This is a genomic window from uncultured Salinicola sp. (assembly GCF_937921195.1).
Lineage (GTDB): Bacteria > Pseudomonadota > Gammaproteobacteria > Pseudomonadales > Halomonadaceae > Salinicola.
Map to the genome: position 1 here is coordinate 1 of NZ_CALFQK010000001.1, position 13,353 is coordinate 13,353.

The following is a 13,353-nucleotide window of genomic DNA, read 5'->3' on the forward strand; positions in this document are numbered from 1 at the left end:
CCCGCCGAGTCGTCAGGAGCCGACGGTAGAACCCTCGTCCATATTGGTCTGGAGATTACTGCCATCGCCGTCGTAGTCCTCGTGATCGAAATCGTCCCAGCTCGAGTCGGGTAGATGGCCCTCCTGCACGTAGAACTCGTACTCGTCGCTGCGGTAGTCGAAGATGCTCTCGTCGTCCGGTGCGTCGCGCTGACCGTAGTGGCTGACGTAATCCTCGAGAAACTCGTAGCGCTTCAAGCCATCTTCGGTCAGTAGACCATCCTCGTCGAGGGAGGTGAAGAGCTCCTTGAGGTCGGCCTCGTGTCCTTCCAGTGCGTTGGTGCGCTTGATGTCCTGGACGATGGAGAACGGCAGCGTCGCCAGCGTCAGGCCGGCGGAGATCCAGAACAGCGGGCCGGTAGCCGCGCGGGCGACGGCAATACCCTTGAGCGCCGCCAGCGATGACGCGCCGCCGGCGAGGCCGAAGGCGCCCGCCGCGACGGTCACGGCGCCCTGGCCGATGGTGGCGCCATCGCCGCTGTCCGCGCCGCGCTTGATCATCAGCCCGCCGAGGGCGATGTCCAGCGCTCCGGCCGTCCCGTTGGCGGCACCATCAAGCACGCGAAGAAATGAGCTGATACTGCGTGTCGTGGTCGTCGCATCTGGCAGCTCGGGGTTGGACGTGAAGCCCTTGTCGACGCCTTTGACTACCGCTTCTGCCTCCTCGGGGGTGAGATCCAGTATCTTGCCGAGTTTGCCCTGATCGTCGACGGACGCCGAATCGACGACGCTCTGGAAATTCTCGCTCAAGCGCAGGAAGCGGTCGGGATCCTTACCGCCCGGGGTTGGCTTGTCGGTGCTCCAGATGCCGTCCAGCGTCTTGTCCAGCCCCAGCATCTCGTTGAGTTTCGAGCCGGAGACGGTATCGATGATATTGCTGCCGAGGTTGACGAAATGTTGGCTCGCGCCGAGGAAACTCACCAGCTCCTTGGTAATGGCGACTCCCGCTTCCGCCTTGTCGGAGACACGGCCGCCAGCAAGCTGATAAATGCCGGAAGTGAGTGAAATCAGGCCGCCAACGGAACCCAGCGCGCCATTGCCGTTGAGGTGGGAAACCAGCGACATCATGCCGCCGTTGGTCTTCTCGTTGAGCGCAGTATAGACATCCTTGCTCAGTGTCTTCTTGATATCCGCCTCGGTGAGGCTGCCGTTTTTCTCGAACTTGTCGCCGAGTTCCTGCAGTGCCTTGCCGAAAGTCTTCGCCGACTGCTCATTGTTCATGAACTCGTGCACGAACTTGTCGATGCTCTCGGCCGTGCGTCGCGGTATGTCGATGCCGGCCCGCTTGAGCGCGGTCAGGACTGTCTTGACCACGTCCTGGGTGCCAGCGGCCAAGTTGGCATCGTTGATGTTGTCGGGGTTGGCGAGCAGGTCATCGAGATCGGTGATCATCGAGTCAAGCTGTAGGTTCTGGGCGAACTCGGCCGCCTTGTCGCTCTCTTCGGTCGCCGGGAACAGTGTCGAGAGCGCATTGTAGGTCCGCGAGATATCCTGCTCGGCGAGTTCACCCTGGCCGCTCTCGCGCAGGTCGTTGATGTAGTCGATGTACGCCTCGCTGAAGGCGGTCTCCTCCAGTCGCGATGCGATGTCGTCCTTGTCGGCGACCTTGTCGACGGCGCCCTCCTGGGCTTCCAGATAATCCTTCTGCACGGACTCGGAAGCGAACAGTTCGCCGAGGCTGGCATCGAGTTTCTCGCCATCGATGATCGACGAGAGATCATCGCCGGTGACGTGATCGAGGCTCAGCCCCTCCGAGATATCGAGGCCGACCAGGTCCAGGCCGTTGTCGAGCGCACCCTGGGCGCGCAGGGCACGGTAGAACTGGGCGCGCTCGTCATTCTTGTCGATGCTGCCGTCCTCGATCCCCGTCTTCCACTCTTCGATCAGGTTCTGCCAGGTCAGCTCGCTGACGGTCAGCTTGCGTGAACTGTCGTCCGGGTCGGTCTCGCTGGTCTCCATCGACTGGATGTCGACATCGCTGAAGGCTGGCAGGTCGTGATCGCGCCGCGCCGTATCCAGCTCCGCGTTGTCGGACAGGCGCTGGGTGTTGGTCTCGCCGCCGTGCCGCGACCAGTAACCGTCGAAGACATTCTGGACCGCCTTGCCATCGTCTCCGGCAGCGTGCCGGATCCGCTCGCGCAGGTCGTCGTTGACCTGGGCGGTGGCCTCCTCGCGGGAGGCGCCGTCGCTCACCTTGCTGTCGATCAGGTTCTGATAGAGCTGTGACAGCGTTTCCGAGCTTTCGATATGCAGAATCTGGCGAGAGTCGGTCAGCGTACTGCCTGCCAGGCCGGATGAGAGCGCATTGAGGTTGTCCTCGTAACTGGGGTTGTCGGTCACGGTGTGGTTGGCGAGGAAGTCGTCGTAGGCTGCGTAGCCGGCGTCGATGGCGTCGTCCTTGCCGCCATGACGCTCCCAGTAACCGTTGAGCACGTCGAGTCCGTCCTCGCTGTCCTTGTCGGCATCGGTCAAGGCGTTGCCGGTCCGCTCGAAGAGGTCTTCCTTGGCGTCGTCGATGGCCGCCTGGAGATCCGGGGCGTCGCCGCGCTCACGCTGCTGGTCGAGTTGATACTCCACCAGCTGGCTGAACTGGCTGGCGGCGTCTCCCGTCAGCGGCCTCACCTTGCGGTCGTCGATATCGATGCCTTCGGCCATGTCGGAGGAGAGCGAATTCAGCGTGTCGTCGTAGGCGATGTCGGCCTCGTCGCGATTGGCCAGATAGCTCTCCTGGGCCAGCTTCTCGGTGTCCTCTTCGCCACCGTGACGCTTGAAATAGCCGTCGAAGACATTGGCGACGTCGCCACCGCCGACGCTGTCGATACGCTCGCGCAGATCGTCGTTGACGTGATCCATCGCTTCCTGGGGATCGTCGCCCTGATCGATCCGGTTCTGGATCAGATTCTTGTAGAGTTGGGAGAGGGTATCCGATGAGTCGAGATGCAGGATCTTGCGCTGGTCGGTCAGCGTGCCGCCGGCCATCCCCAGGGCCAGGGCATTGAGCTTGTCCTCGTAGTCGGGGTTGTCGGTGAGCGTGGTGTCGGCCAGAAAGCCGTCGTAGGCGTCATAACCCGCGTCGATCGCAGCCTCTTCGCCGCCGTGGCGCTTCCAGTAGCCCTCGAAGACATCGAGGCCCTTGTCGGCGTTGCGGTCGGCGTTGTCGAGGGCATGCCCGATGCGGTCGAACAGCGCTTTCCTGGCGTTGTCGATCGCCTTGGACAGGTCGGGGTTCTCGCCGTCGGCGCGCTGGGCGTTGAGCTCGGCGGTGACCAGCTTCTCGAACTTGTCGGCGGCGTCCCCCTTCAGGCTGGAAACCCGGCGCTTGTCGATGTCGATGCCGTCCGCCATGTCCACCGCCAACGCATTCAGCGTGTCCTCGTAGTCCTGACTGCCGGGCTCGAGGGTCTCCTTCTCCTTGCCGCCATCCCCGGCCATCTTCTGCGCCAGCTTGAGCACGGAGGTGAAAACCTGAGTGGGGGCGGACGAGACCGGGTCTTTGTCGAGGGTGACATCATCGTTGACGCGCATCGGCTTGTTCTCTCTGAAAGGAGGTTGGCTCGAGGACGCCGACGTTCGATCCATGAACAGGACGGGACGGCATCGCGGGAAAACGCCTCCAGTATTCAGGCGCCGGATGACGACCCGATGGCAGCGGCGAAACGCTGAGTAACGGACTGTATGGCTTTGGTGGGGCGGACGACGGCTATCGCATCGCGCCGAGAATGGCCTCGAGACGCTCCATGTTGAGCGCGACGACATCGAGCTGGTCGACCATCAGCGGGATCAGGAAGACCACGTAGATCAGCATCAGAAACGCGAACAGCAGGTTCTTGATCGGCAGTGACAGATCGAAGGCGTGAAGGTTCGGCGCCATCCTGGCGACGTAGGCCAGCATCAGGTCGGCGATCAGCAGCGCGATCACCAGCGGGGCGATCATCAGCACGCCGATCTGCATCACCTGGTCGAGCAGGCCGAGCAGCGACATCGCCGAGGTCTGCGACAGCAAAGGCACGAAGTCCACCGCCGGCCACAGCGCGTAGCTGCGGTAGAAGCCGTCGAGCAGCAGCATGAAGCCGCCGGTGATGAAGAACAGCGCCAGCAGCGTGATCGTCAGCAGCGTCGAGGTCACCCCGGATTCGGTCGCGCCCATCGGATCGACGATCTGCGCCATGGTCGAGCCGCGCTGCAGGTCGATCAGCTCGCCGGCCACCTCGGCGGCCCAGAACGGCACGCCGAAGACCAGGCCGATGGCGACGCCGATCAGCAACTCCTTGATCACCATGCCGGCGACGCTGAAGGTCGACAAGGTCTCCGCGTTCACCATGGCATCGAACAGCGGCACGATCAGCGGCAGCGAGATCGTCACCGCCACGGCGGAGCGGATCATGCCGGTCAGCCCCAGGCGATTGAAGGCCGGTGTCACCAGCACCATGCCCAGCGCCCGGGCCACGCCGACGGCCGCCGCCGCGATCAGCGGGTAGGCGAAGTCGGTGAGAAAACGGGCGAAATCGTCGTAGTCCATCGGTCCCTTGAATCACTCGAAAAGGAAGCGCAGCCGGTCAGGTAGCGTTTCCTCAGCGCGACCAGGCGGCAAAATTGTCCAGCACCTGATCGGTGATGTTGACGATCTGCCCGGCCAGCAGCGGGCCCGAGAGGATCAGCACCAACAGTACCGCCACCAGCTTGACCGCCTGCGGCAGCGTCTGGTCCTGAATCTGGGTCAGCGCCTGCAGCAGGCCGACGCCGAAACCGACGGCGATCGCCACCAGCAGCGCCGGCGCCGACACCAGCAGTACCGTCCACAGGGCGTTCTTCATCAGCGAGAGGAAGATGTCGTCGGTCATCCTAGCCGCCTCCGTAACTCAGGATCAGTCCGTGCATCAACCGCGACCAGCCGTCCACCGCCACGAACAGGAAAATCTTCAGCGGAATCGAGATCAGCGTCGGCGAGACCATCATCATGCCCATCGCCATCAGCACGTTGGAGACGATCAGGTCGATGATCAGAAACGGGATATAGAGCAGAAAGCCGATCTCGAAGGCGCGGGTCAGTTCCGAGCTGACGAAGGCGGGAATCAGCACGATCAGGTCATCGCTCTTGAGGTCCTCGCGGGCTTCGTCGGACCACAGCGTGCGGGTGGCGTCGATGAAGAACGCCCGTTCGTGTTCGCTGGCGTAGCGTGACAGATACGCCTGCAGCGGGCCGCGCAGGGCCTCGCCGGTCTGCTTGATCTCCTCGACGCTGGCCAGCCCCGCCGAGCGCTGCTCGAACTCGTGAGCCATCTCGCCGATCAACGGCGTGGTGATATAGACCGTCAGGATCAGCGCGATGCCATAGAGCACCAGGTTGGGCGGCGTCTGCTGCACGCCGAGAGCGTTGCGGATCAGGAACAGCACCACCGAGATCTTGAGAAAGCCCGTCATCGTGACCACCGCCAGCGGCACCAGGCCGATGGTGGCGACCACGATGATGATCGCGATCAGGTTGGGCTGAAACTCAGTCATCCCCGGCGCGCCCTTCGTCGAGCGCGAGCCTCTCGACCTGCACCCCCACCGCGTCGCCGATGGCGACCAGGCGCCCACGCCCCATCCGTCTGCCGTTGACGACCAGGTCGACCGCCCGCTCGGGATGCCGCTCCAGCGGCAACACGCTGCCTTCGCCCAGCCGGCGCAGTTCGCCGAGCGACAGTTCCAGGCGACCCAGTTCGCAGGTCAGCTGCACCGGCAGGTCGTCCAGGTTCAAGCCAGCCGAGTCCAGCGGATCCGTGGGCGAACTGTCCACATCCGGCGCTTCCGTACTCGATGCCGAGCTGTCCGCGGCCGTTTCGGATCGGGCGGGAGGTGTTGATTTATCCACAGGAGGTTCGCTCATGACACTCTCTTTACCAGGGCGTTTTGGGGCTTCACAAGGGCGGTGCGAGGCTTCAGAAGAGGGATTCTGGGCACGATGGGAGGAACTCGCACCGAGCGGCCCGTCGGCACGCAGCCCGGTGTCGCCGAAGCGAGCCCGGCAGCCGAAACGATCGGCGAGATTCAGCCAGACCTCATCGGCCGCTGCGCCGTCGAGCATGACCACGTCGCCGGCGCGCAGGCTGCGCCATTCGCCCAGCGTCAGGGTCTGCGCGCCGCTTTCGATTCGCAGGGTGGCAACGACGCCGTCGGCTGGGGCGCGGCGCGCCGGAAAGGCGCTATCGAGCGTCGGCAGCAGTCGCTCGGCGATGGCCACCGGCAGGTCGAGGGCGAGCGGGTGCGTTTCGTCATCGATCTCGAACGCGATACAGAGGCGCGTGGGGCGATCCATCGGGGCCGATAGGGCAGGCCGCAGGTGGATGTCGACGTCCAGCCGTTGCTCCAGCGACTCCAGCCACTCGAGCCAGACCACCTCCAGCCACATGGCGACCAGCTCGCGATCCACCTCTCGCAGATCCCGTCGGCGGTCGGGATGCTCACCGAGACGGTCAAGCGCCGCCGCGCTGCCGGACAGCGTCAGGGGTTCCCCGCCGAGGTCGAGGGTGATCGACCACGCCTGATCGATGGCGGTGCCCTCGGGCAGCAGGCGCAGCATTGCCTTGCGGCCGTGCCAGTCGAACTCGAGCGGCCGGCGAGCGACGTGCAGCGCGTTATGGAGCGCCAGGCGGTCGGAGGCCATCGCGGGGAGCGACGCCGGTGACAGCGGCGTCGCCCGGCCCGGCGCCAGGTCGGTCGTGGCCGTCGAGGGCCGCGCCGAAGCCCGGCGTGACGTCGTGGAGAGGTGGGTCACGTCAGCTCTCCCCGCGGCGGTCGCATCTCTTCCATTTCCAGCTCCGCCAGCCGCTCGGCATCGACCGCCAGCGCGCGGGAGCGATCGGCTCGCAGGCGGTCCAGCGCCTGCTCGGCGCGCCGACATCTCGCCCATTCGGCGGCCCGCTCGCCGCGCTCGGCTTCGGCGGTCCGGCGCTCCCGCGCCAGCGTTCGCCGCTGCTGGAGCAACGACTCGCGTCGTCCGGCATCGTCGGCCAGCGTCTGCTGCCACTCCGCCATGGCTTCGGCACTCATCGGCTGCTGCGCGCCATCATCGAAGAGCGCCTGTTCGCGCCGTCCGGAAGCGCGCTGGTGCCGGTCGAGCGACGCCTCCAGCGTCTGGTGTCGCGTGTCCAGGTCCTGGCAGTGGCGCTGGCTCGACGCCAGCGCCTCCTCGGCCCGGCGGGTACGATGACGCCGCAACTGCATCAGGCGCTCGAGTCGATGCAACGAGGTCATTGGGCGATCTCCTTCAGCCGCTTCAGCGTTTCCGCGAAATCGCTGCGATCGTCCCGGGACTGGCGAAGGAAGGCCTCGATCTCGGTGTGCTTGCGAATCGCCTCGTCGGTGGCGGCATCGCTGCCCTCGCGATACTCGCCCACCTGCAGCAGCAGCTCGACGTCGCGATAGCGCGCCATCAGCTCGCGGACCTTGGCGGCGTCGCGGCGATGCTCTTCGCTGGCGACGCTCTCCATCAGCCGGCTGCGGCTGGCCAGCACGTCGATCGCCGGGAAATGGTCACGCCGGGCGAGCTCGGCACTCAACACGATGTGTCCGTCGAGAATGGCCCGGGTCTCCTCCGCCACCGGATCCAGGGTGCCGTCTCCCTCGGTCAGCACCGTGTAGATGGCGGTGATGGTGCCGCCGGCGGCGGCGTCCCCCGGACCGGCGCGCTCGAGCAGGCGGGGCAGGGCGGCGAACAGCGACGGCGGATAGCCGCGTCGGGTCGGCGGTTCCCCCGCGGCCAGGCCGATCTCGCGCTGGGCACGGGCGAACCGGGTGAGACTGTCGACCAGCAGCAGCACGTCGCGGCCCTGGTCGCGGAAATACTCCGCCACGCCGGTGGCGACCAGCGCGGCGCGGGCACGCTCGATGGCCGGGCGGTCCGAGGTGGAGACGACACAGACGGTACGCCGACGCGCGTCGGCGTCCAGCTGCACGTCGAGCAGTTCGCGCACCTCGCGTCCGCGCTCGCCGACCAGCCCGAGCACCACCACCTCGGCGCTGCTGCCCTTGACGATGGCCGAGAGCAGCGACGATTTGCCCACGCCGGGTTCACCGAACAGGCCGACACGCTGACCTCTCGCCACGGTATTGAGGGCATCGATGGCGCGTACGCCGAGCGCCAGCGGCTGCTCGATCAGCTGGCGGCTCAGGGGCGCGGGCGGCTCGGCATGCACGGGGTATTCGCGCAGCGGGGGGGCCGAGTGTGCGGTGTCGCCGGGCGGGATCGCCGCAGCGTCCAGCCACTCTCCCAGCGGGCTGATGACGCGGCCCAGCAGCGCCTCGCCGACGCCGACGCCCTGGGCGCGTCCGGTGGCGATCACTTCGCTGCGGGTGGAGAGCCCCTGCAGTTCGCCGATGGGCGAGAGGATGGCGTCCTCCTCCTCGAAGCCGATCACCTCGGCGGCGACGCGACGTCCGCTGACCGGATCGCGCAGGTAGCAGAGTTCGCCGATGCTGACGCCCTCGATGCTGGCGTGAATCAGCAGGCCGCGGATCCGGCGCACCCGACCGCTGACCCGGCGCGTCTCGGTCCGGGCCAGACGCTGGCCGAGCCTTGGCAGCAGCGCGTCGAGCGCCACCGAGGCCTGTTCCGGGTCATGACGGCTCATGCCGACTCCTGGCCGTCCGCCGGCGCGTCGAGCAGCGCCTGGCGGAGAACGTCGAGTTGCGAATCCACGCCGATGTCCATGACCGCGACCGGGCTCACCAGCAGGCACTGCCCCGGCCCCAGCTGGGCATCGGCTTCGACCTCGTAGTCTCCCGTGGCGGGAGGCTCCTCCGAGAGCAGCGCCGCCACTGGCGCCTCCAGCGACGGGGCCACGCGGATGCGGATCCGATGCGCCTGGCGCCACTCGCGCAGCGCCTGGCGAACGCAGCGGGCGACCAGCTCGGCCTCGTCGAACTCGCCAAGCAGCCGCCGAACCAGGTCCAGCGCGAGTTCGGCCAGCGCCGGTTCGAGACGCGCCAGGTAGCGATCCACGTCATCCCGGGTGGTCGCCAGCAGCCGGGCGGCCTGCGTCTCGCCTGCCCGGCGGCCGGCCTCGAAGCCTTCGGCATAGGCTGCGTCGCGCGCTTCGCCGAGCGCCCGTTCCTGATCGGCCGCCTGTCGACGCGCCCGGTCCAGGAAGGCGTAGCCATCGATCCAGGCCTCGGCTTCCTCGGCCCGCAGGATCACCTTGCCGGGGCGGGGCGGCAGTGAATTCATGGCCGCTCACTCCGAGACGGCGCTGCCGGCTCATCGGACGGGTCCTGGGCGGCATCCTCCGCCCCCGAGACAAGCCGGTCGGCGGCGGCCAGGCGTGCGATCTCCACGGCGCCGGCGTTCGTCTCGGCACCGTCGTCTCGCGCCAGCCTGCCGAACCAGCCCAATCGCAGCCAGGCACGCAGGGTGGCGGGCTGGGCGTCGGCCCAGGCCAGCAGACAGCGTCTGCCGTCTCGCTCGACCTCCGCCTCGAAGGCGTCGAGATCGCCCAGGTCGCTCTCCCCGGCCTGCCCATGCTCCCGCTTGGCCAGTGCCAGGGCGTAGAGATCGGTGCCGAAGCGCTGTTTGATGGCCGCGACCCGAGGGGCACGAATCTCGCGGACCAGGGCGCCGGCATGGAAGATGATCCCTGCCGCGCGAGTGCAGGCCGTCAGCGCATCCTCGTCGAGCTGGCAAAGCGCTTGGTCGATGGGATCTCTCGGCGGCAGCTCGGCCTGGGCGGGGAGATCGTGACGGCGCCGGAGGCGTTCGGCCAGACGATGCTGGAACCGCGGCTGGCGGCACCAGCGGCGTAGCGTCTCGTCGCTGGCGATGCCTTCCAGGGTGCCGATCCAGTGGGCCGGATCGATGCGCACCGGCAGCTCCGGTGATGGCGTGGGCGTTGCCGTCATGACGGGGTCGCCAGGTCATAGGGTCGTTGGCGGCGCTGGCGCCAGACCAGCCAGCCGACCACGATGCCGAGGGCGAGAATCGCCGCGATCATCAGGCCGAACAGCCAGCCGGCACGCGCCACGCTGGCGGCCGGCATCGCGATGCCGAGAAACGAACTCATGGCCGGCTGGGGGGCCGAGCGTGTCTCCTCGGGCAGGGACGAGACCACCGGCACCACCGACACCTTGTCGTAGGAGAGGCCGGCGATACCGTTGGCCACCAGGGTCTTGATCTGCGGGATCAGCGGATCGATGTCCAGCGAGGGAATGTAGCGCACGAAGACCGAGGCCGAGGAGGGCGTGCTGTTCTGCTGCAGCAGGTCGTTGTCAGGCAGCACCACGTGGACCCGCGCCGACAGCACGCCGTCGATCTGGGACACGGTGTGGGAGAGCTCCTGGCTCAGCGCGTAGATCATCTGGGCGCGCTCCTGGACCGGTGACGACACCAGGCCGTTGCCCTGGAAGACCTCGCCGAGATTGGCGAACTTGCGTTCCGGCAGGCCGGCCCGGTCGAGCACGTCGACCGCTTCGGCAAAGCGGCTCTCGTCGACGGTGACGCGCATCCGGCCTTCATCCTCGGCATGGCGACTGGCGGGGATGCCATTGCGTGCCAGGGTCGCCACGATGACATTGGCCTCGCGCTCGTCGAGCTGGGTATAGAGGTCGGTATCGCAGGCCTGCAGCAGCAGGGCCATCAACAGCAGCGCAATCCAGTGCAGCGGGCGTCGGCGGCTGTCCCGGGACGGGCGCGAGGGGTTGAAGCGTCGATCGAGATGCAAGTGTCATTGACCTTTCAATAGGGTATTGGCCGAGCCCGACACCTGCGTGGCACCTCGCACCACCATGGTGGTCTCGATGGAGTGGTCGAAGACCTGGCTCAGCGAGTCGACGACCTTCGCCATCTTGTCGTCGCCGATGGCGGTGGGCGTGTCGCCTGCGTCCAGCGCCGGCGTGGTGACCTTGGCGAAGCGGTCGGGCGCCTGGGCATCGGGGACCTGCGCCTGCTGCGCGAAGGTGTTGACCCGGTCGACGAAGCCGTCGAGGTTGTCGATCAGGTTCGAGCCCAGCTCGCCGGGGCTCGCGCCAGGGGGTGAGGCACCGGCCTGGCCGGCCATGTGCTCGAACAGGTTCTGCGAGGCCAGCGTCTTGGCACTCGTCTCCGATGGGGTCGGCGCGGGTGTCGTCATCGGCACCCCCACCCCCGGTGGTGTCACGGGAGTCATCATTCACCTCGCGTTCGGGCCCATGGCGGGCCGGTGTCGCTTCCAACGACGGCGACCGGTCGTCGCGACGAGTCGCCAACCGGTCGTCGTCCCTCGTCACCTCGCGGGACTCGGGCCTGGGCTTGCTACTCTTCGCCGCCCGACATGGCTTCGCTGAGCATTTCCTTCATCATCGGCATCAGAATCAGCTGCCCGCCCACCTGGACCATGCCCTCGGACATCGCTTCCTGGAACTTGGCGTTGTCGACGGCGTCGTCGAAGGCCTGGGAGTCGGGGGTGGATTCGCCGGTCGCGTTGGCATTACCTACGGCATCGATAGCCATGTATCGTCTCCTTCGGTTTGGCATTGACCGATCGGCATCGAGCCGTCGGTGAGTCGTCGTACCGTTCTTCGAGAGAGCGTTCGGGAACGGTCGCTGATGAGCGTCGCCATGGGATGACGGCCCGCTCGTTCCTGCCTCTGGGTCCGGCCTGCCTGCTTCCGGGGCTCACCGGCGCCGGCAGCCGCGACATCCGCACTCACTGCTCCACGGCCGGTTGTGCCACGCTGCCGCGGAAGACTCTGACCTCACCGGGTGCCGAGGGCGCGGGCGTCCGCCTCGAATCCTCCACCCGCTGCGCCACTTCCGCCAGCCAGGCGGGCGGACCCATCGCCTCCAGACGGTGGCGGCCATCCCGGAAATCGGCGCTCAGTGGCGAACCGATCCTTGCCGCTTCGATATCGGCGCTCAAGCGCGAAACGTCCACTCCGTCGAGATCGAAGCTACGCCGGCCCAGCTCCTCGCGTGCAGCGACATGGAGCACGTAGCCGTCGAAGAACCACGCCAGCCCGTTCGACCGGCAGACCTGTTCCAGAAAGGCCTGGGCGCTGTCGGCGTGGATGTCGCCGCGGACCTCGCCGTTCACGGCACTGCTCACCTCGACCGGCAGCGACAGGTTGCGTCCGAACTCCTGCAGCACGTCGCGTACGTCCTGATCGATCACCACGTAGCGGTAGCTTCGGTCTGCCCATGGGGCGTCGGCCGCGAAGGCGCCGCTGCCCGCCAACCCCAGCATCAGCGCGACGATGATCGAGGTGCGCAACCGGGATCCTTTTCGACGAACGATCATGAAGGCCACCGCCGCAATTGCTTCGATAACCCTAGCAAGATCGCGATGACGGTTTGGTGGCCGGTTATATGTCTTTTTGTGGCTTTCGCTTGCCCTATGTAAACGACTGTCACCGTTCATTGACATGCCTCGCTGCCCCAAACCGCTGGTTCTCCGGTACGCTGTCTGTCCACTCCTCGAGCCTCTGGACTGATTTACGGATGAAGGCATCTTCTACGGTTTCTCGAATGGTCTCGACCCGCGCGGCGGCTTGCCGCAAGGGCCTGACATGGGCGGCGGTCATCGCCGTCGGGTTCGCGCTCTCCGCTTGCGCGGCGACACCGTCCGACACCCGGGAGGACCGGCTGCTCAAGCTGGCCGACGATGTCGACCAGCGCGGCGACCACGCCACGGCGGCGGCCATGTACGAACGTGCGCTGGAACAGGGGGCGCCGTCTGCCGACCTCCTGATCCGGCTGGGCAATGCCCGGCTGGCGGCCGGGGAGCCCGAGGCCGCGGCGCAAGCCTTCCGGACGGCGCTGGCCGACGACATCGACCTGGCCCTGGCGCTGCTGGGCCTGGGCACGGCCCAGCTGCGATTGGGCGAGCCCCAGGGGGCGCTGCGCAGCCTCTCGCGGGCCGCCCCCAAGCTCGACAACGTGGCCGCCTGGAGCCGTATGGGCGCCGCGCAGGCGCTGGCGGGGCATCCCGATCGATCCGTCGAGGCCTTTGCCAGGGCGGCGAGGCTCGAACCGCAGGATCTCGACGTCCAGGCCAATCTGGCGCTGGCCGAGTCCCTGGCCGGCGACGACGCCAAGGCGATCGTTGACATGCGTCGAGTCGCCAACTCCCCCCTGGCCGAAGCGCGCCATTACCGCAACCTCATCCTGGTGCTGGTACTGGGAGGGCAGCGTGAAGAAGCCCGCCGTATCGAGATCCCCGACCTGCCGGCAGCCCGGCGCGAGTCGTTGATCGCCAGCGCCGAGCGTATCGCCGCGCTGCCCAGCGCCGCCGCTCGCGCCCAGGCCCTCGGCATGGCCCGGACTTCCCCCGCGCGCGAGTGAGTTCGGGCCGGCCCCGCGCTGCC

At 67.0% G+C, this 13,353-nt stretch carries 14 protein-coding genes; 1 reads left to right on the forward strand and 13 read right to left on the reverse strand.

Translation table 11 applies throughout. The features are described from left to right. Nucleotides 1-12: 12 nt before the first annotated feature. From Q0602_RS00005 to Q0602_RS00065, 13 genes are all read right to left on the reverse strand, one after another. Nucleotides 13-3,564 (reverse strand): hypothetical protein, encoded by a 3,552-nt coding sequence (locus Q0602_RS00005; protein WP_298837074.1) that lies wholly within the window; start codon nucleotides 3,562-3,564, stop codon nucleotides 13-15. A gap of 175 nt (nucleotides 3,565-3,739) precedes the next feature. After that, on the reverse strand, nucleotides 3,740-4,558 hold the full coding sequence (sctT, locus tag Q0602_RS00010) for a type III secretion system export apparatus subunit SctT (protein ID WP_298837077.1): 819 nt from the start codon (nucleotides 4,556-4,558) through the stop codon (nucleotides 3,740-3,742). A gap of 52 nt (nucleotides 4,559-4,610) precedes the next feature. Then, entirely contained in the window at nucleotides 4,611-4,880 is a 270-nt protein-coding gene (gene sctS / locus Q0602_RS00015) for a type III secretion system export apparatus subunit SctS (protein WP_149435481.1), read from the reverse strand. A gap of 1 nt (nucleotide 4,881) precedes the next feature. Next, nucleotides 4,882-5,541 carry a type III secretion system export apparatus subunit SctR gene (gene sctR, locus Q0602_RS00020; protein ID WP_110597668.1) on the reverse strand — a complete coding sequence of 220 codons (660 nt, stop codon included), beginning with the start codon at nucleotides 5,539-5,541 and terminating at the stop codon, nucleotides 4,882-4,884. Then, a complete protein-coding gene (gene sctQ, locus Q0602_RS00025) occupies nucleotides 5,534-6,796 on the reverse strand; it encodes a type III secretion system cytoplasmic ring protein SctQ (protein WP_295036050.1) in 1,263 nt (420 codons plus the stop codon). Before sctQ ends, sctR begins: the two co-directional genes overlap by 8 nt. Continuing rightward, the gene (locus Q0602_RS00030) at nucleotides 6,793-7,275 is read right to left on the reverse strand and encodes a YscO family type III secretion system apparatus protein (RefSeq protein WP_295036049.1); all 483 of its coding nucleotides are present in this window, start codon (nucleotides 7,273-7,275) and stop codon (nucleotides 6,793-6,795) included. The genes sctQ and Q0602_RS00030 overlap by 4 nt, the downstream gene beginning before the upstream one ends. Then, nucleotides 7,272-8,651 carry a FliI/YscN family ATPase gene (locus tag Q0602_RS00035; protein ID WP_298837087.1) on the reverse strand — a complete coding sequence of 460 codons (1,380 nt, stop codon included), beginning with the start codon at nucleotides 8,649-8,651 and terminating at the stop codon, nucleotides 7,272-7,274. The genes Q0602_RS00030 and Q0602_RS00035 overlap by 4 nt, the downstream gene beginning before the upstream one ends. After that, nucleotides 8,648-9,247 carry a type III secretion system stator protein SctL gene (sctL, locus tag Q0602_RS00040; RefSeq protein WP_298837090.1) on the reverse strand — a complete coding sequence of 200 codons (600 nt, stop codon included), beginning with the start codon at nucleotides 9,245-9,247 and terminating at the stop codon, nucleotides 8,648-8,650. The genes Q0602_RS00035 and sctL overlap by 4 nt, the downstream gene beginning before the upstream one ends. Then, nucleotides 9,244-9,915 (reverse strand): hypothetical protein, encoded by a 672-nt coding sequence (locus Q0602_RS00045; protein WP_298837094.1) that lies wholly within the window; start codon nucleotides 9,913-9,915, stop codon nucleotides 9,244-9,246. Before Q0602_RS00045 ends, sctL begins: the two co-directional genes overlap by 4 nt. Then, nucleotides 9,912-10,733: a type III secretion system inner membrane ring lipoprotein SctJ gene (gene sctJ, locus Q0602_RS00050; RefSeq protein WP_298837097.1), complete on the reverse strand. Its 822-nt coding sequence runs from the start codon at nucleotides 10,731-10,733 to the stop codon at nucleotides 9,912-9,914. The genes Q0602_RS00045 and sctJ overlap by 4 nt, the downstream gene beginning before the upstream one ends. A gap of 3 nt (nucleotides 10,734-10,736) precedes the next feature. Then, a complete protein-coding gene (locus tag Q0602_RS00055; protein ID WP_298837100.1) occupies nucleotides 10,737-11,180 on the reverse strand; it encodes a hypothetical protein in 444 nt (147 codons plus the stop codon). A gap of 122 nt (nucleotides 11,181-11,302) precedes the next feature. After that, on the reverse strand, nucleotides 11,303-11,500 hold the full coding sequence (locus Q0602_RS00060; RefSeq protein ID WP_149435475.1) for a hypothetical protein: 198 nt from the start codon (nucleotides 11,498-11,500) through the stop codon (nucleotides 11,303-11,305). Nucleotides 11,501-11,696: 196 nt separating this feature from the next. After that, entirely contained in the window at nucleotides 11,697-12,287 is a 591-nt protein-coding gene (locus tag Q0602_RS00065; protein ID WP_298837103.1) for a hypothetical protein, read from the reverse strand. A gap of 200 nt (nucleotides 12,288-12,487) precedes the next feature. On the opposite strand from Q0602_RS00065, the gene Q0602_RS00070 reads away from it, so the two are divergent. After that, a complete protein-coding gene (locus Q0602_RS00070; protein ID WP_298837107.1) occupies nucleotides 12,488-13,330 on the forward strand; it encodes a tetratricopeptide repeat protein in 843 nt (280 codons plus the stop codon). The last annotated feature ends 23 nt before the right edge of the window (nucleotides 13,331-13,353 follow it).

What these genes read in the sequence shown, in the direction of transcription:
- Q0602_RS00005 (WP_298837074.1), bottom strand. Translation starts at nt 3,564, where the DNA reads ATGCGCGTCAACGATGATGTCACCCTCGACAAAGACCCGGTCTCGTCC.
- sctT (WP_298837077.1), bottom strand. Translation starts at nt 4,558, where the DNA reads ATGGACTACGACGATTTCGCCCGTTTTCTCACCGACTTCGCCTACCCG.
- sctS (WP_149435481.1), bottom strand. Translation starts at nt 4,880, where the DNA reads ATGACCGACGACATCTTCCTCTCGCTGATGAAGAACGCCCTGTGGACG.
- sctR (WP_110597668.1), bottom strand. Translation starts at nt 5,541, where the DNA reads ATGACTGAGTTTCAGCCCAACCTGATCGCGATCATCATCGTGGTCGCC.
- Q0602_RS00030 (WP_295036049.1), bottom strand. Translation starts at nt 7,275, where the DNA reads ATGACCTCGTTGCATCGACTCGAGCGCCTGATGCAGTTGCGGCGTCAT.
- Q0602_RS00035 (WP_298837087.1), bottom strand. Translation starts at nt 8,651, where the DNA reads ATGAGCCGTCATGACCCGGAACAGGCCTCGGTGGCGCTCGACGCGCTG.
- sctL (WP_298837090.1), bottom strand. Translation starts at nt 9,247, where the DNA reads ATGAATTCACTGCCGCCCCGCCCCGGCAAGGTGATCCTGCGGGCCGAG.
- Q0602_RS00045 (WP_298837094.1), bottom strand. Translation starts at nt 9,915, where the DNA reads ATGACGGCAACGCCCACGCCATCACCGGAGCTGCCGGTGCGCATCGAT.
- Q0602_RS00055 (WP_298837100.1), bottom strand. Translation starts at nt 11,180, where the DNA reads ATGATGACTCCCGTGACACCACCGGGGGTGGGGGTGCCGATGACGACA.
- Q0602_RS00060 (WP_149435475.1), bottom strand. Translation starts at nt 11,500, where the DNA reads ATGGCTATCGATGCCGTAGGTAATGCCAACGCGACCGGCGAATCCACC.
- Q0602_RS00065 (WP_298837103.1), bottom strand. Translation starts at nt 12,287, where the DNA reads ATGATCGTTCGTCGAAAAGGATCCCGGTTGCGCACCTCGATCATCGTC.
- Q0602_RS00070 (WP_298837107.1), top strand. Translation starts at nt 12,488, where the DNA reads ATGAAGGCATCTTCTACGGTTTCTCGAATGGTCTCGACCCGCGCGGCG.